The 17359-nt window shown below is 60.0% G+C and carries 11 protein-coding genes; 3 read left to right on the top strand and 8 right to left on the bottom strand.

What is annotated here, in order from left to right:
• Positions 1 to 25: 25 nt before the first annotated feature.
• From BPHY_RS24935 to BPHY_RS24925, 3 genes are all read right to left on the bottom strand, one after another.
• Complete coding sequence (locus BPHY_RS24935) at positions 26 to 1399, bottom strand: PIN domain-containing protein (RefSeq protein ID WP_012404233.1); 1374 nt, start codon at positions 1397 to 1399, stop codon at positions 26 to 28.
• A gap of 19 nt (positions 1400 to 1418) precedes the next feature.
• Positions 1419 to 2003 (bottom strand): DUF4406 domain-containing protein, encoded by a 585-nt coding sequence (locus BPHY_RS24930; RefSeq protein WP_012404232.1) that lies wholly within the window; start codon positions 2001 to 2003, stop codon positions 1419 to 1421.
• A gap of 67 nt (positions 2004 to 2070) precedes the next feature.
• Complete coding sequence (locus BPHY_RS24925) at positions 2071 to 4785, bottom strand: ATP-binding protein (protein WP_012404231.1); 2715 nt, start codon at positions 4783 to 4785, stop codon at positions 2071 to 2073.
• Positions 4786 to 5017: 232 nt separating this feature from the next.
• Between BPHY_RS24925 and BPHY_RS24920 the strand changes: the two genes are divergently transcribed.
• Positions 5018 to 7456: an nSTAND3 domain-containing NTPase gene (locus tag BPHY_RS24920; RefSeq protein WP_012404230.1), complete on the top strand. Its 2439-nt coding sequence runs from the start codon at positions 5018 to 5020 to the stop codon at positions 7454 to 7456.
• 582 nt (positions 7457 to 8038) lie between these two features.
• Here BPHY_RS24920 and BPHY_RS24910 read toward each other — a convergent pair.
• The 5 genes from BPHY_RS24910 to BPHY_RS38830 all read right to left on the bottom strand — a co-directional run bounded on the left by BPHY_RS24910 (position 8039) and on the right by BPHY_RS38830 (position 15903).
• Entirely contained in the window at positions 8039 to 8932 is an 894-nt protein-coding gene (locus BPHY_RS24910) for a LysR substrate-binding domain-containing protein (protein WP_012404228.1), read from the bottom strand.
• Between the two features lie 11 nt (positions 8933 to 8943).
• On the bottom strand, positions 8944 to 10332 hold the full coding sequence (locus BPHY_RS24905; protein WP_012404227.1) for a TniQ family protein: 1389 nt from the start codon (positions 10330 to 10332) through the stop codon (positions 8944 to 8946).
• A gap of 33 nt (positions 10333 to 10365) precedes the next feature.
• Positions 10366 to 12048 (bottom strand): ATP-binding protein, encoded by a 1683-nt coding sequence (locus BPHY_RS24900; RefSeq protein ID WP_083775898.1) that lies wholly within the window; start codon positions 12046 to 12048, stop codon positions 10366 to 10368.
• A 52-nt stretch (positions 12049 to 12100) separates the two neighbouring features.
• Positions 12101 to 14521, bottom strand: a complete 2421-nt coding sequence (locus tag BPHY_RS24895; RefSeq protein ID WP_012404225.1) for a hypothetical protein — start codon at positions 14519 to 14521, stop codon at positions 12101 to 12103.
• A 560-nt stretch (positions 14522 to 15081) separates the two neighbouring features.
• The gene (locus BPHY_RS38830; protein WP_012404223.1) at positions 15082 to 15903 is read right to left on the bottom strand and encodes a PDDEXK family nuclease; all 822 of its coding nucleotides are present in this window, start codon (positions 15901 to 15903) and stop codon (positions 15082 to 15084) included.
• Between BPHY_RS38830 and BPHY_RS41915 the strand changes: the two genes are divergently transcribed.
• Positions 15902 to 16264 (top strand): hypothetical protein, encoded by a 363-nt coding sequence (locus BPHY_RS41915; RefSeq protein WP_157686712.1) that lies wholly within the window; start codon positions 15902 to 15904, stop codon positions 16262 to 16264. The genes BPHY_RS38830 and BPHY_RS41915 overlap by 2 nt on opposite strands.
• Positions 16265 to 16508: 244 nt before the next feature.
• Positions 16509 to 17357 carry a DNA-binding protein gene (locus BPHY_RS24880; RefSeq protein WP_012404222.1) on the top strand — a complete coding sequence of 283 codons (849 nt, stop codon included), beginning with the start codon at positions 16509 to 16511 and terminating at the stop codon, positions 17355 to 17357.
• The last annotated feature ends 2 nt before the right edge of the window (positions 17358 to 17359 follow it).

Below are 17359 nucleotides of genomic sequence, written 5' to 3'. Positions count from 1 at the left end.
CGCAGTCCGGGAGAGACGATGAGCGTCAGGTGCTGACGGGCTCGTCGTGCACGATGTTCCTGGCTGGTTTGCCGGCCTTTCGAACAACGTCAGCGATGTGACTCGTCAGGCCAATCTCTCCAACCAGCACGATTCCCTCGCTTTCGGGGAGTGTCTCGAGCGCACTTCGCAGCGCATTGAGTCCCGTCGAAACATAAAAGCGGTTCCAGACCTTTGCTTCGCCTGGTACCAGAACGCCTTCTGCGCTCTGTGTCGCACCCCGGTGCAACTGGACGATCCAGACCTTCCTTCCATCGTGTACCCACTCGAAGCGTACCGGACCCAGTCGCTCCCGAAGAAAGCTGAAGATGGACAAAACGTCTGCGGTGATCTCCTGCGGCAACTGCTCGGGAAGTCTTATTCCAAGCATAAGGTCTTCACCTTCGCCTCGCTTTCCTTCAATGACCGGCTTGCCACTGGCATCGACGATCAGGGCGCCTGAGAATTGCGCGCGTACACCCCGTTGGGACAAAACGGATGCAATGGCGGATCCTTCCGGGTCCTCTTCAGCCAGAAGCCTGAAAGGATCAAGCCACCCGTGATGGGTTGTGTATTTGCCCGGCACCTGTTCCTTCGGGCACGTGCGGATCCACCATTCAGAGCTACCAGTGTCGCAGCCAAAGGAGAAAGGCGCGACCCGACGTCCGATGACGGTTGTGTATGGTACGTCGACACCTGCCTGCATTGCCATCATCAGCCCGAATGCCTTGTCGCCAACATGCCGGCTGAACGCATTGGGCCAGGCGTTCTTTGCCTGCAGGGACTTGAACCCGACCCGTTCAAGTTCCCATCCGATTACATGCGTATGCTTCCAGCCGCAAGGTCGCGGGTGAATGCTGAACTCGAGCCGAAAATCGTCATCGAATCCAATGTCGACCGGAAATCCGTATACCAGTTGAAGCAGGTCAATGGCCTGGCGACGCGGCAAGGAGGCGACGCCAGGCTTTTCTACGCAGCGCGGCGTGTCATCAGGCGCAAACTCCATGATGCCCCCTTCGAGCACCCCGGAAACGCCTCCATCGCTCACGTCGATGGTTTCATTCACGATGACGTGAAAGCCGGCCGCCGCGATCCGCCTGACAGCGTCGACTACAGCGTTCCTGTCCGAGAGACCATAGATAAACTCGTGACTTCTTGGGTCATCGGGTAGAAAGCTGCGCACATTGACCGTTCGCTCAGCGCTTCTTGCCAGAAGTTCCCCGACAGCGTCCGATATCGTCGCAAACTGATGGTTCGGCTCGTAACCAAGCACGCGCGCGTACGCCTGGCGCGGCACTGCCCCCGGCGCGTAGCTGACGAACTGTGCGACATTGAAAACCTCGGCCAGGCGGTCGAGAGATTCATCCTTGCGAAAATTCATTTTGATCGGACCTGCTTCATTAATGTTGATCAGCGAACCGGCTGAGCCTGGCGGCGAGTTTTATAAGGAACTCAAAATCGCGGCCACGGGCTTCAATATCTTTTGCCGCATCGAGGAGCATGTTCATGCCTGTTGCACGGTCAATGTGCTCTCCCCGGTGGTCTTTGACTGTCAATCCACCGTCGATTGCATGGCGAAATTCCGCACAACACCCGAGGCTGTATTGCCACTGCGGAACCATCACCATCTCGGACGCAAACGTATCAATCACCTTCAACCAGAAGGAAACATAGTCAGTCTGTCCCCAGCCGTTCACCTCGAGCGTGGCGGGCTCAATGACGAGACGACCGGTGCCCCGTGTCTGTCGCGTTACCTCTGCGATCATCTTCTGGTTCACAGCAACCACATCCCGACGCAAGGCCTCGAGATAGGCCTCACTTCCATGTCCGAGGCGGAAGCCCGCATGAACATACCAGTTGATGAAATGCTGGCCCGTCGTGATCGGGCCGCTCACATACGTGGCAGTCTTGCCATCAACTACACAGGCGATCGCCTGAAGAAGTTGATCGTCATTTAACGCCACAGACTGGCGACTGTTTTCCATGCAGGCTCAACCCTGATTCATTTGTGATTCACCGTCACGATGATCCGACCGCTCCATCCTTCGACGATCAGCCCTTCGATGTTTTCTGTTTCTCTAGGCGAGCGTGTCCCTGGGCAAGCAGATCGGCGACTGCATATGCAGCACGCTCGTTCAGTTCTGAAGCGTGCGTAGCCACGACGCCCGCAGCACCCTCGGTGCCTGCCAGATCAGCGGCTACCACCTCGCAACATTTGTCGATAACCGCTTGCACGGACTGACGTACTTTCTCAATGTGGAATTCCTCTTTTTCGCCGGGCTTGCCGGGTGAAAGTTCGCCCAACTCTGCCTCGCAATACAGCGCGAGCAGACACAGGAATTCCCGGATTGGCGTCTCGCGCACTGGAAGGGGCTTCGCGTCGCGGCTAAACCGGCTCTGATATGCCTCAAGCGACGTTGTCCTTGCTCTGTTCCCCAGTACTTTCGCAAGTTCGTCGACCGTCCGCTCCTCGCTTCTCCGGACCTGTTTGACCGCTCCTTCGATATCGCTAAACCCGAGGAATAACGACTTCTTCTTCAGCAAAGCCCATTCGTCATTCGTAACAACATGAGTCCCGAAAAGCCTCTCTTCGCGCGCATCGTTCAAGAGGATTTCGCCGATCCACTGCTGGATGAAGTACTTGCGTTTCTCCGCGTCCGGAGGAAGCACCAGATAATTGCGGTCGATACGGCCTGTCCGCTTGATCGCCGCATCGATACGGTCTTCATAGTTCGTTGCGACCACGAACAAGCACCGTTCCTTGCGACGCAGATCATTCAGCTTTGTCAGCATGCCTGGCGTCATGAATTGGAACACCGTGTCCTGCTTTCCGTATCGCTCCGAGTCGCGGTCGAGCAGAAAGTGGTCAATCTCATCGAACAGCACCACACTGTCCGGCTGCGACATCAGGACCGTGAAAATGTCCTTGGCCCGTGCTTCCAGCTGAGCCTCGCCGGAAGCCAGAAAATCACTGACCGTGATCGTGATGAACCGTCGCTTCAGTGCAGCGGCAAGGCCACTGGCAATGGTGGTCTTGCCGGTGCCGGGCGGCCCGTACAGCAGCATCGAAAAATTCGGTTCGCCCTTCCCCCCGGTGCGCGGCTCGATGAAGTCCTGTTCGATACGGTGATAGGCCGAGAGCAGACCTTCCTTGCCCACACCAGTTTCCGGTTTGACGGCTTCATGACTGTTGGTGACGTCTGTCCAGAGCGTATCTTTCGGTGGCGACTGGGTGAAACGCGACAGGACAAGCGTCGTCCTTGCGATATGTCTGTGCAGCGCGTTTCTAAAGGACAGCAGGAACTCCATCACCTGGCTGGTTTCCCACAGGTGAATAACGGCAGGCTCGTTCACATGTTCCGAGTGCCAGCCTACCCGCTCGGCGCTGTCGGGCTGGATGCGGACTGCGCGAACCCTGAGCCATTGCCAGTAACGGCGCAGCAGGCCGACGCAACGCGATCCATACGTATCCTGCAACGAGTCTTCGTCAAAGATTGCGCATGCGCGCATCAACGAATTGGCAATTTCGACGCTTACCGGAAACAGCGCATAGCCCTTCTCAGTGGTAAGAAACGGTTTGACAGGTCGCCAGTAAGGGCTCTCCTTCTGCGCATCCGAAAGGACCGATAACACGCGGTCGAACACCGTGCGATCCACCGTCTTACGCTGGCATACGAGCATGCCTTCCAGGCAGAACATCAGTTCGGCCGGGTCGAACCGGCTATCCGGGATCGAACTGAACGAAAGGTGCTCATGCAAAAGCTTTTCGAAGTAGCGGTAGCACGCCTGCAGGCAGCGCGCCGTCGCTTCGAGCTTCTTCTCGTCAGCCGATGCCTTCGTAGCGGCATCGGCATCGGCATCAGCACCGCCAGCAGCCGGCGCGCCCGATTCATTCGATGTACCTGCGTCGGCTTTTTCCTTTGAGGACTTCGGAGAAACGCGCTTCAACGCCTGGACCAGGCGAAGGACGGTAAACGCATGAGGCTGGACATCTGCCCGAGTGCGTTTCCGCCTGGTAGCGTTGCCCTGCTGGTCGTCCGTTCCGCCCTCACCATGCCCTTCAGTCGGGCCGTGCGCGACGGTGTCAGCTGTCTCAACGCTAATAGGGTCGGCCTGATCGGAATTACCGGTCGCATCGTTGCTGGGATCAACCAGTTCCCTGAAGTCTGCCTGATTTCTCCATGCCTCTGCCTTCTTCAGGACGAGGTCGTGCAGCCCCTCAATGAGCAGATTCCACTTCCCGGACACGCCGGCGTTATCCGGCACGATTTTGTAGAGCGACGCCCAGTCAGCACACGCGACCTCGGCAATCCATGCGAGCGTGAAGATGTCGTCTTTCCCGTATGTACCCGAATATGTTGTAACGGCGGATCGATCCTCTGGGAGAACCGACTTCGCCAGCAGCGCCCCCGCGTCCACCACAACCCTGGCAAGCGACTCATCGGGCTTGAGATCCTTCTTGAAGCTCTTTTTGGCAGCGTCAATCGCGAACACGTTCCGCTTGACTCCGCCAGGGGTCGTATCGATCTTCCCAAAATACCCACCAAAGCGTAGCAATGCGTCGAGAATCATCGCCGTCGTGCTCTGGGACACCTTTGCCGGCAGTTCCGGGGCAGCGCCGTCGCGGATCTGGTACGGCCATGCGACTTTGGAATCAAACTCGAGGCGATAGACCTTGGCCACGGAAGCCAGGAGATTTTCGGTTTCCTCGATGTCCCTGATGTCGGACGGGTACTGGTTCGTCAAATATTCTTGTAGTTCGCTCATATCGGTCTCTCGCAGACTGTGCGGTTTCTTCAATACACGATTGTACCTGCCCGTCGCCAGGCTGCGGAGCACCGCCCGCAAGCCGAGCCCAGGCGGCGTTGCGGATCGGCGCTTTCACGTTACGCACATACGCTGTCCGGCGGGCATACCTATTCAAAAGAACCAAAATGCACCAATATGGTGCATTTTGGTTCTCAAACGGTTCGCGACCCGGGGCCAACCCGGCGAGGAAATGCTTGAGCCAACGCTCGGCCTCGATCACCTTGCGCGATCCTCAGGTCGGGTAAAGTCCAGACCTGAAATATTCGATGTGACGCACGACAACAAGGACCGGCCGGCGCGGCTCACCGAATACAATACACGTATGGAGACACAAGAACCGCAGCAATCCGTCCAGAAGCCATCCATTCAGACACATGGCTATCACGTCGACTTCGCGCTCCACACGCTTGGGTGGAAAGCTTTCCAGGACCTGTGCGCGCAAGTGATTGAGGAAGAGCTAAAGTGCACTGTCTCGGTGTACCGCGAAGCCCAAGACGGCGGCCAGGACGCCGTCTTCCTTGTAAAGCGCACCGATGGCTCAGTCGCCGTTGGAACCGTACAATGCAAGTTCTCCAGTAAGTACGCGCAACGCTTGCGACCCTCGGACATCACAGGTGAGCTTGACCACGTCAGGCAGCTCATCGCCAAGGGTATGGCGTCGACGTACTACTTCCTCACCAGCATGAGCGTCGACGCCGACGTCGCACGGGAAATCCGCGAACGGCTCGCCGCGATGGGAGTAGTTGAGCCTCATGTCGAAGGTAAGGACTGGCTGATCGGCAAGATAAAGGGAAGCCCCCGCCTGCGGGCGCTGGTTCCTCGTGTCTATGGCCTTGGAGACCTCTCAACCATCATCGACGAGCGGTGCGCTTCTCAGACGCTCGCGCTGCTGGGTGACCATCGAAAGGCCCTAAACGTGTATGTACCGACGGCTCCCCATCGGTCCGCAGTGAACATCCTTGCGAAACACAAACTGGTTCTTCTTCTCGGCGCACCAGCCACGGGGAAGTCTACTCTTGCAGCGATTCTCGCCACAATGGCTGTGGACAAGAACGAAGTACAGGTGTTCAAGTGCGAAGGACCCGTAGAACTACGCCAGCATTGGAATCCCAATGAGAACAGGCGCCTGTTCTGGGTTGACGATGCTTTCGGCTCTAATCTGCTGATGCCCGAGTACGTCAATGCCTGGATTGAATTCATGCCGAAGCTCAAGACGGCACTCGACCATGGATGCCATTTCATCCTCACGTCTCGCACGCACATATGGAATGATGCCAAGCCCCGAATCGGCTCCAGAAACCATCACCTCCTGACGGCCGAGACTGCCGTCGTCAATGTCGGCGAGCTTACACATTCCGAGCGGGAGCAGATCCTTTATAACCACCTGAAAGCCGGACGCCAGCCTGCCTGCTGGAAAGCCCGTATCAAGGACCACCTGGAACTGCTCTCGAAAGAAGGCAGATTACTCCCTGAATTGGCGCGTCGCCTGGGCGACCCAACGTTCACCGGGCATATCAAAAAGCTGCCAGACGACTTGCTGCGCTTCATTTCTCAACCGCAGAAATTCCTGGTCCAGACCTTTGAAGAGTTGTCGGCCGAGCAACGCGCCGCCCTGACGCTGGTATTTCTGAGTCAATCGAAGCTGCCTGTTCACCTGCTACCTGACCATGACGCAACCCTGGTCGCGACAAGCTATGGCGTGACGAGAGCCGGCATGACTCAGGCCTTATTGCAGCTTGATGGCTCATTGATCGTACGCCGACGAGATGGAAACAACGAATACTGGGCGTTCTGGCACCCGACATTTGCTGATGCCATCAGTGAGATTCTTAGCAGGCGACCGGACCTGATTGACGTCTACGTTCGAGGCGCGAGGCTCGACACCCTCCTCACTGAAGTGGTTTGTGAAGGTGCCGCTCACGTTCGCGATGCCGTCGTGGTTCCGCTTAGCAGCAGTGAAGCATTGATTGACAGGCTACTTGAAACCCCTGACGAGAACAGCGTAAACGAGAACCTGTTCGGATTTCTGAATCGCCGGCTTCCAAAGAACATCGTTCAGAAGGTCCTTGCGAGGGCGCCCAACCTGCTTGTCCGCAGTGGAGAACCTCCTGCATGGTTCCGTCTCCGTCGCAGCGAGGAAATCAGGCTTCGGGCGACAGCGCATTCCATGGGCCTGCTTACTGACGATGTACGCTCGGCCACAGTGATGAGGCTGGAGGACGGCGCGCTCTACTCACTCGACGCCTCGTTCATCCAGGACGACAGCATCCTCGCGATGTTCCGACCTTCGGAACTGATGCGCCTCACCGCGGGCCTCCTGGCCAAGCTGGATTCCGAAATTGCGCAGAAGATTGTAGATCGTCGGGAGGAAGCAGACCCTGACAGCGACATCGACAGTCATTTCGAAGAGTTAAGTGAATTCCTCAACGATGTCCGTCACCTGGTCGATGTCGACGGTGTCCTGGAAAACAAGTTTCAGAACTTGACTCGCTCTTTGCAGCAGGCCAAGGAGGCGGTCGAGGCACAGAAGTCACCTGAGGAAGAAGGCAGCTTCTTCAACAGCGTGCCCCGCGCGACGCAGCGTGAACGGCAAGCCAGCCGTTCAGTCTTCAGCGACGTCGACGAATAGACGTTTTGCCTCAGATCTCCGAAAACCTTTACTCTCGGCGAAAGCAAGAACAATAATGACGTACTCCTGATTAACGAACGTCCCGCTGGCGGAAAATCGACCAGGTTTCGAGGATGCAAGGCGGGCCGTTCCAGACTGGCGGCAGTCGCGCGGAGGTTCGCGGCGGCAGCCCGTGCAACAGCGAATACATTGTCCAGCAGTGAGGCCGCTCGACGGCCAGCTCACCCCCGCTGATCGGCAGTCCGGGAGAGACGATGAGTGTCAGGTGCTGACGGGCTCGTCGTGCACGATGTTCCTGGCTGGTTTGCCGGCCTTTCGAACAACGTCAGCGATGTGACTCGTCAGGCCGATCTCTCCAACCAGCACGATTCCCTCGCTTTCGGGGAGTGTCTCGAGCGCACTTCGCAGCGCATTGAGCCCCGTCGAAACATAAAAGCGGTTCCAGACGGTGTTGTAACGCCAACATCGCCTTATGAAATGGAAGATACACAACTGCTCCGAACCAGAATGTCAAAGCTACGCCGGCGATGACACGCTTGCCGGGGAAGGCGATCGCCGAAAATGAACGGTGGCGTCAAACCGTCACGATGGACGCTGCTGTGACAACAGCCAGTCGCGGAAGGCAGAAAACTCGGGCATCGTCAGCTTGCTTCGGGAATGCGTCAGATAGTAAGCGGCATCGCCCTGGTCGAGCGTCAACGCGTACGGCGCGACGAACTCCCCGGCGGCCAACTCGGCGGCCAACAACGCAACGGTCGCCATCGCGATCCCATGCCCCCGCGTTGCCGCCCGAAGGGCAACGAGAGAGCTTTCATACGTCAATGTGCTCATCAGCGCGAAATCGGTTGACCCTGCAGCGTGCAACCAGTCGGGCCAGTCCGTCGGCCTGGGCAAGGTAGACAACAGCGTGCAGTCGCGAAGCGCTGCCGTTTCGCCACGCGCCAGCGCCGCATGGTCCGTCAGGTACTGTGGCGTACACACCGGCGTGATCAGATTCCGGAACACCCTCTCACAACTCAAGTCCGTCCTCGCGAAGGGAGCAAAATGTATTGCCGCGTCGACCGAACCGTCGGAGATATCCACCGGACCGCCGGACGCCTCGAGGACGATCTGCACGCCGGGATTGCTCGAATGAAACTCGGGTAGCCGCGGAGCCAGCCAATACCTTGAAAATGTCACGTCTGCACGGATTCGCAGGCACCGGGCGAGCCGGCTTTCGCTGATCTCTGCCGTCGCATCCCGGAACGCGTCGAACATCACGGAAACGGCCTTGAAATAACGCAGCCCCACCGGTGTCAACCTGGGCGGCCGCCCCTTCTCGAAGAGATCGACGCCGAGCTCTCGTTCTAACAGCCGGATCTGGCTGTTGATTGCTACGCGTCCAATGCCCAGCTCCTCGATGACCAGACGATAGCTCATCAATCTCGCAAGCGCTTCGAACGTGTGCACGCATCGTAACGGCGGAAAGTCGCGCATCCGCTTCTCCCCTAGTCGCGGCAATCGAGTGGTGTCAGGTTCTGCGGCAAGGTAGCCCATAGGCTTCGGACCGACCGCCAGAGCCGGCCGTTTTCTGCCAGCGCCCCATCGGTCCCTCCGCTGCGATGGACCAGTTCGATCCACCGGACAAGAAGTCTTGCCCGCTCCAGACACAACTTTCGGGCACTGGCTTCAGCCCGGAAGCGCATCCAGTGCGCGAGACTCTTCTCGCTCACCCCGAAGACTCGCGCAATCGTTTCACGCGGCCAGCCTTTCTCGTCAAGAATGGCCGCCGCGCGCGCAAAATCCGGTCCGGCGGAGGTCGGGGCAAGCCGCCGGTTTTCTCCGCGCTCGTCCTCGTCAAACTGGAACGAATACCCACAGGAGCACAGGCAATGGAAGCGATCGTGCGGTGCGTCCGAGATCACGAGACGGTGACTCGGATCGTCCTGGCGTTCCGCTGCCGGGCAGACTGGCCCCGGCGACCTTTCCACGTGCCGGGCGCGACCCGACAGAAACACGTCCATCAGGACGATCGGCAGACTCTTTTTCCTTTTCCCACGGCCGCCGCACACACAACCGTGAATCCAGCTGCGCGGTCCCTTAGGAACGAGATGAACGAGCTCGAGAAAATTTTTGCCGAATGTATGTATGACATCGTGTATGAGCCGGTCTTCATCGACAAGGTTACGATTGCTGGCTCCGTAGCCCAGTGATCGCAGGCAGTCCAGTCGTGCCTCTGGTTCCCCGAACCGGAGCGAATTGGCGCCGTCCTTCAAGATCGCGGCGGACAGGGCACTTACTTCGTGCCGCGCTGCGCGTTGAAACGGCGAGCCCGGAATTTCAAGCAACGTATCGGTGCGTGGCCGCCGCGCCATAAACATGCCCCTGGCGCCAGCACCAGCGCTCGTCAGTGCGCAGCCATGGACATGGCAGGTAACCACGCCCGGTAGCTGATGGGCCCGTCGCCAGTAACGGCGGATGCCCTCCGCATCGTCCTGGTACCAGCAAGCCTTGCAATAGCGGATGCCGAGCCCATAAACACACGTCCCGAGAGCATTGGCGCTCCACGGTATGGGTCCGTCCAGCGTCTCCCTGTCCGGTTCCTGGATGCACACGCCGGCGACGAAGTCGACTTTTGCCTTTGACCAGAAGGCAGCGTAGTAAGGAAATAGCGTCAGCCGGTCGCGTATCTCTGCCGCCGTCATCCCCCAGGTCCGCCGCGTCTCGACTTCGACGTGCCGGAGGTTCGTCACGATTGCAACCGGCATACCGATACCGTCGCCGAACAGCCTCCGGCAAAACGCCGCGACGTCATGTACTTCGTCGTTCGTCACGTAAGCGGCCGCCACGCTGACGAGAACTTCATCCGGGAGGGGAAACTCGAGGAAGATTGCCATCGTTATGCTCCGCACTCCTTATTTCATGATCGTCTACTTCTTCCCGGGGCCTTTGCCGGTCGCGGCGTTTTTTTCGTTGCCATCGAATTGTTCTTTGCCCCCGTCCTTGCGGGCGGCTCGACGGGACCGTCCCTCATTCCCCGGCGTGAGTGCCGCACGAATCACGTCCTCACTGGACCATTCAGGATGCGCTTGGAGGCTGTCCCTGACCACCGACTCGGCTTCTACCTTCGTCTTCCCCAGTTCGACGAGGATCGCAACGCAAAACGGGAAGCGCATGTCCGATGTAGTTCCGGGCGTGCTTTCCCGACCTCGATGGCCAGAACGCCTGCCAAGGGTCGCCCTGACCTTCTCGACCTCCTCGAACGCCACGTCCTCGAAATCGACGAGTCTTGCATAATCCTTCGTGCGCAATGCCTCGATGAGCCCGGCGACCGGCGAAAACGTCCTGGCGACGCTCTGGAGTACCAGCTCGTACGTCACCGCTTCGAAGCCTGCAAGCAGTCCTACATACTGCGTAATTTCCCACGCCAGTTTGGCAAACGCAGGCAGTCCGGCGCTGACCAGGTACAAGGCTTTCCGGATCACGTCTCTGTTCGCCGGTGCGCGCGGCAGGAAATCGATGCGCATCAGCTGGTCGGCGAACTTGCGCCACTCCCGGTCATAGGAATACAGCGACAGCTCGGTCATACCGCCGCTGATCGCGCGCCTCGCGTTACGCACGGTTTTGCCTGTGGGGTGGCGATTAGGCTCGCGAGTACCCGGCATCTCGCCAGTGAGGTAACGTTTGGCGTCATGCGTTCCCAGCAGCACGTAGGCGCAAGCGTTTTCATTCAGAAGGTTCGACAGAAACCCCAGGAGCCAGGTCTTGTCCGCAGCCCTGAGCGCGAAGTGGATTTCGTCGATGATCAGGACGCCCACCATGTGCCGCTTGAGCACCAGCAGTACCTTCTTGATGTAGTCGCCAATGTTTGCGCGGCTCCACATTTCTTCGACGTTGTGTTCATCAAAACTGAGGTCGAACCAGTACAGGATGCCCTGCATCAGCGTTTGCACGCTGCCATTGGGCGGACACGACACCATGAGCCACGTAACCTGCGTAAAAATCAGGGGTGCGCCTTCAAACTCATGATGGTCGATTTTCATCGCAAACATGCTGAGCACCATCATGATCAGCGTGGTCTTGCCGGTGCCGGAGAGCCCGAAAACCGAGTGGCAACGTGAGTGGGACTGAGCGGGTCGCTGGATGACGGTGGCAACGCCCGTCTGCGCCAGCTTATATTTCTTCCGAACCTCTCTTGCATACGACGCCGTTGGGACCGCGTCCCGGTAGCGATGCCGCAGCGCGATATGCATCCAGTCGTACAGTTCAAGAACTTCCGGCACGATGACCAGTACCTGCATGACGTGCTCGATAGCAAGCACCTTCATTTCCAGCGGCCACGCCCGATATGCTTCCAGATGCGGTACAGTAAAACCTTCTTTCAGGGCCTTGATCACCTCGTCCCGGGGGCGATAGACCGGGATTGCGAGGATCATGGGATTGTGGGCGTTTTCCTCCAGTTCGAAGGAGCCGTCATGGTATTCGGCATCGACACATGGATTGACATCCATGAAGAGATAGTCGGCCATCGACATAACCGGCACCTTCTTGTATTCCTCGTCGTCGTGGTTCTGCCGCATATGATGACCTCCATCCAAAAAGGTGAGTGCCATGCCGTCATCCGTCGTCGGCCCGCTCTGGCTCCATCGAGCCGGTTCTCTGACCCTACAGCTTCTCGAAGGTGCGTCTGCGCATGAGCGCCCGTGCGTCGTCCGGCTTGGCTACCGGCTTGCGTGGCTTGAAATTGGGGAGATCCTGGTGGTGTTCCTGCGGACGCGCTGCGCCGCTCTTCGCGACGAACACCCCAATACCTCGTGATTCCCTTTCAAGCGCGACTTCGGCGGCCCGTGCGTCGCGCATGTCCGTCGTCTTCGGATGGCGACGCCCCGCCTCACCGAGTGCCTTCTGGCGCTCACGCCAGGCCTTCCGTCCCTCCTCCGCGTTGTTCAGCTGGTCCATGATCCGCTGGGGTTGGGTCGCCCGCCTTTTTTCGGCGTTGTTGCGCCGGGCCCGCCATCGATACTGGTTCCACTCCTTGAGCGACGCATCGCCCGGGCTCACAGCGTTCGTGCCGTACTGAACGGCGTACTCCAGATAGTCGTCGCCCTTGAGCAACAGCGTGGACATGCTGTCGGGGTGGTACTGGATCGGAACTTCGTCCTTGCCGTGCTTGTGCCACACGTGAATCAGTGTGGACTGGATGTAGGGCGATGTGTAATACGCACCGTTCCACAAGAGCCCCTTGTCAGTCGGCCTTGCGAGACCCTGTGGCCAGGTGGCGAGCCGCACTTCATCGACCGACCGGCTCACCAGGCTTCCGCCCAGATTCGCGATCCCCCAGTTCCAGCGATTGACCGGCGTGTCGGCATCGCCATCGAACACCGAATCGGGAATCGCGCCACCATGGGTGATCGGCGTATCGTTGTGACGCAGTATTGCCCGGATCATTTTCTTCGTGATTTCGGTCGCGGTATGCACCGCATCCCACGCGTAGCGCGGTGCACATCGTGTCGCCACGTCCTTTTCCACCACCCCGAAAGCCGCGCGCTGAAACTGGCTTGGGACCGATCCGAAACGTCTTTCGGACAGTCCGCGCATCGTCGGATCACGCGCGCGCGCATTGCTGATCGGGACCCCAAGATGCCGGTTGACTGCCCCCCAGGCCGCCGCCTTCATGTAGTCACTGCCATGATCTGCCAGAAATCCATTGCCAGGCAGTCCTTCACATGACCATTGATCGCGCGTGATCGTGATCCCGTAGCGGGCACACAGTTCGACCTTCGGGGTCACGATACTTTCAAGCACGAGCGCGACACCCTCGAAGCTGGGCGGCTCGAGTGTCACGTGCAAACCGACGATCAGCCGGCTAAACAGATCCATACACAGGTAGATGGTCGGGCGCCCCACGACGACCGTGCGCTTGAGCCGCGAGACCACGTAGACGTCCGCGGTCGTCGCATCGATCAGGTACTGTGTGCCCGGGCCCATCGAGTGCTGCAGCGCGTGACCGCGCTTTGGCCGGTACGACAGCGCGTACTGGCGCTCGCCCACCCTCCGCCGGATACGGACAGGCAAAGGCACATTGGTCAGATAGTGATGCTGGAACTGCCGGACAGTAACCTCGCCAAACGGCGCCAGCTCGAGATCGACGATCTGGCCGGTTGCGTCCTGGACCTGACGGGTGCAGCGACAGACATAGTTCAGGTGGTCGACGCACATCTCCATGGTGATCCGCTTGCGGTTTCCCACCCTGCCGACCGAACGGGAGCGTTTGCGCCTCGCATCCGCAGGCATGGCGCGACCGCCCGCTTTTCGACTGCGCTTGCGGGCCCCGTACAGTTTCACGCCCGGCTTTGAGCGCTGGATCTCCTCCATCAGTTCAGGTGGGATATCGACCTGCCAGGGACCTTCCCGACAGGTCAGGTACAGATCGATGTATTGCTCAAACAGGCACCGCAGGAGCGCGGACGGGCACGCGTCCTGGTCAGGATGGAATGGTTTGCGTCCTGGTCGCTTCGCATACGTGCGCTCGCGGCACTCAGGTACGTTTTCGCCCCGGAAGCTGGCGAGCTGGACCTTGCGCCCGCATCTGAACAGCGTACTGGACACCGCCGCCGGGCTCATGCCCCGCTGCAGATACCACCGGTGCAACCGGCGCATCGTCGTGAGACTTATGTTGGCTTCTGCGGCGTGTCGTTCCAGGATGGCTTTGCGCTGTGGCCCATAAAACAATGTATTGCGAAACTCCGGGTCCCCGACCAGTGACGCTATGTGTCGCCAGTTCTCGTCGCTCTGCCAGACATGTCCGTCCGTGTCACACTGGATTTTCCTGAACGCATCATACGGATCACGCTTGCGCTCGACCTCGATAAACCTGTCCTCGCCAGCATAGTCGGGCGCCGCGCGGCGGCACAGCTCCCACGTCAGCAGACAGATGGTTTCCGTGCGACTGCTGCGTACGTCACACAGCACGGTGTCGACTTCGCCGCCACCCGTGTCGACCACGCGATACAGTTTTCCGGTCGCAGCCTCCTCGAACAGATCGTTCCGCGCGACTGCCCTGAAGCTGCGGGCGCGGTCAGCCATGGCGCGCTCCCGGAACGATCACCCAGCAGCAGCGGCCCGGAGTTCGCGCCCGACCGCACTCACACATCACAACGTCGTGGCACCTTCGCATGTCGACGGCGCCCCGCACGAAAACATCTGGAGCGGAGTGCAGCTCAAGGCGGCGATGGTCCAGAATGAGCGGAATGACCGGCACCCTGGGCCGCTCCGTCTGACATTCGTCGAAAACAATGCTGGATAGCCAGAATGGCCCTGACAGCCCGGTTGACTTGCCCCATCTCACGTTCTCGTCCCTGGCCGTGCCAGATTGCCTGCGGAAGCGCACCATCAGTCTGTTCAGGAGTGCGGACGGGCGGCCATCGTGTTCATCGGGACCGAGCAGCAGCGAAGTCGACCTGTATCGACCCTGGTCGCCCTGCACCACGACCGCACCGTACCGCTGATCCTGCCGGCGAGACGGGTAGACGATACTGGGGCTGACGCGGCAAGATGGTCCGATGGTCCCATGCCGGAACGGGACGCCCGGCACGGGCCGGCCGACGCGGTGGAAGCGGTCATTCATGGCGTGCTCCCGGGAAGGTTCAGCCGCATCGCGCGGCCCGGGTGGCTTTCAGTCCACTGAGCGGCTGGAGCAGCAGGTCTGGCAGGTCGAGACGGCCCACAATCCTGCGGGTCGCAAGCAGCTGCAGCGCGGCGCGCACACCATCGCCCGGTGGTCTGCCCGTCGTGCGGGCTGCCGCATGACACGCCTCACGCAGGCTGCGATACCGGCACCGCCGGAGTTCGGCCAGCAGCGCATCCTGCGGCACCAGGTCGTCAGCGTCCGGACTGGCCGTCGACATGTACTCGCTGTGCGGGAACAACTGCCAGAGGTTACGCACCCGGCAGTCGTTGAATCCACCCGAACGGTTCAGCTGCCAGCTGACGCCACGCCGGCGCCAGTACTCGCTGACGATCTGCATCGCGTCGGGCGCCGCACGAGCCGGGTCCAGCTGGCAGGCGAGCGTATCGAGGGCGCTCCACGCATAGCCATCACCTGATTTGCGCAACACCATCAGGCCAGTACGCAACATGGACGGGCTGCCGTCGCGCATGCGCGGATGCGCGATCCCGAGCTCTGATGCGATCAACTCGGTTTCAGCGGGATCGGTCAGCGGAAAATATTCGTTCAGGTCGCACGTATCGGGATGCCAGTGAGCGACGAGAAAGGTCGCGAGCTCCGCGTCGGACCCGAGAATGATCTGGCGACCACCACAGCGCGTGCAGCAGAAGCGGTGCATGCGACCCACGCCGCGCGCGATCTGCCGCTGCGTGAGCCCCGGCACGTATGACGCGCCGCGCCCCTCGCCACGCCGCTCCCTTGCGTAGCGTGCAACCAGTTTCTCGGACAAGGTCGCTTCCATGAGCCCCCCGCACCGTTGCGCCAACATCCATCACCCGCCGCTGGCGGCGGCCCAGGTCGCGATCAGCACAACGAACCGCGCGCTCGGATGCGCTCGCACGACCCGTCTGCGTTATATGGCACCGGTGGTCGAAAGGGAACGTTGCGTTGCCACAGGCAAGCCACGTGTGAACGCCTGCCGGGACCTGCGCGACGAGGACGATCCGGCAGTGAAGTCACAGACCGCGCCGTCCCCACGCCAGCGGCAAATAAATGGCATTCGCGCGTCGCCATATCCGACGTATTTCCCCGCCGGTCACATGAAAATATACGATCCGCGATTTAAAATTAATAACAAAATGTATTGCGCTTTCCTGTTATAGAAAATCGGATGTCGCATTGCATCAATAAATTTGTGCATTGCGAATTGTCAAGTACGCGGATTGCGAATAAAGCGGTTCCCGCCGCCGCGGTAACTTGCGTGATCCAGCCGTCAGCCGGACCACCGGCGACATTGAAGCACGCACGGACACGATTCCCGCCCCCGACTCGCATGATAATGGGAGTTACCTGCTTTATCCGTTTTTATTCTCATCCTTTATTTGCTTTAATTACGGACACAGCGTAATGAAAAAGCCAATACCCCCAAATGGCCGGATTCACGCGATAATCCGGCAAATGGGACGCCCTCCTTTAAATACGACTGACGCCGTAATCGCCGCCATCCGGCAACAGCTGGCTGAGGGCTGCGCGGGCACGCACGTCACCCCCGCCGTGTTTCGACGGCTGGTGTCCGCCCGTCGCGTGCGCGAGCGGCTCGGCGGCGGCGACCTGACCTGGATCAACCGCACGATCCGCAGCGTGGAGGCGCAGATCCTGGCCGAGTCGGCTGCGCGTGATCCCGTCGCGGATCTGCCCGATGCGGTCGCCACGACCATGCGGGCGCTCTGGCAGAGCGCCGTCGAAGAAGCGCATAACCAGCTCGCCACCGTGCGCACCGAAGCCGCGCGTGCGATCGAGGACGCCCGGGCCGAGCGCGACGAGGCGAGCGCGCTCACCGCGATGTTGCGTCACGAATGCGGCGAGCTCCAGCAACGCAACGACGCACACCTCCACAAGATCGGAGAACTCGACGCGACGGTGGCGCATCTTGCACGGCAATGCGAGGAGGAACGGGCACGGCGGCAGGCGCTGGAGGCCCGGCTGGCCGACGCACTGGATGCGCGGGAACGGGATCGCACCGCGCATCACGACGAGCTGTCGGCCGTGCGCCGCGAATACGATGGACTGCGCCGCCAGCTGCTGCTGGAAACGGACGCGTACCGGAAGACGATCGGGGAAGCGCAGCGCGCGCTGGAGCGGGAGCTTGCTGCCTGCCGCCAGTTGCTGGAACACACCACGCGCGAGCGCGACCGGCTCGCGAATCGCGCCGACAGCCAGTCCGGTTCGCGTCCGGCTCAGGGACGCGCCCCCTAACC

Origin of the sequence: Paraburkholderia phymatum STM815 (assembly GCF_000020045.1) — a bacterium.
Classification (GTDB): domain Bacteria; phylum Pseudomonadota; class Gammaproteobacteria; order Burkholderiales; family Burkholderiaceae; genus Paraburkholderia; species Paraburkholderia phymatum.
Note: the sequence above shows the minus strand (reverse complement) of the source record. Positions and strands in the feature narration are given on the sequence as shown.

Bases quoted from the DNA above. Each gene is read 5' to 3' on its own strand.
- BPHY_RS41915 (WP_157686712.1), top strand. From the start codon at position 15,902: ATGAGCCCCCCGCACCGTTGCGCCAACATCCATCACCCGCCGCTGGCG.
- BPHY_RS24925 (WP_012404231.1), bottom strand. From the start codon at position 4,785: ATGAGCGAACTACAAGAATATTTGACGAACCAGTACCCGTCCGACATC.
- BPHY_RS24905 (WP_012404227.1), bottom strand. From the start codon at position 10,332: ATGGCAATCTTCCTCGAGTTTCCCCTCCCGGATGAAGTTCTCGTCAGC.
- BPHY_RS24935 (WP_012404233.1), bottom strand. From the start codon at position 1,399: ATGAATTTTCGCAAGGATGAATCTCTCGACCGCCTGGCCGAGGTTTTC.
- BPHY_RS24880 (WP_012404222.1), top strand. From the start codon at position 16,509: ATGAAAAAGCCAATACCCCCAAATGGCCGGATTCACGCGATAATCCGG.
- BPHY_RS24910 (WP_012404228.1), bottom strand. From the start codon at position 8,932: ATGCGCGACTTTCCGCCGTTACGATGCGTGCACACGTTCGAAGCGCTT.
- BPHY_RS24895 (WP_012404225.1), bottom strand. From the start codon at position 14,521: ATGGCTGACCGCGCCCGCAGCTTCAGGGCAGTCGCGCGGAACGATCTG.
- BPHY_RS24920 (WP_012404230.1), top strand. From the start codon at position 5,018: ATGCTTGAGCCAACGCTCGGCCTCGATCACCTTGCGCGATCCTCAGGT.
- BPHY_RS38830 (WP_012404223.1), bottom strand. From the start codon at position 15,903: ATGGAAGCGACCTTGTCCGAGAAACTGGTTGCACGCTACGCAAGGGAG.
- BPHY_RS24900 (WP_083775898.1), bottom strand. From the start codon at position 12,048: ATGGCACTCACCTTTTTGGATGGAGGTCATCATATGCGGCAGAACCAC.
- BPHY_RS24930 (WP_012404232.1), bottom strand. From the start codon at position 2,003: ATGGAAAACAGTCGCCAGTCTGTGGCGTTAAATGACGATCAACTTCTT.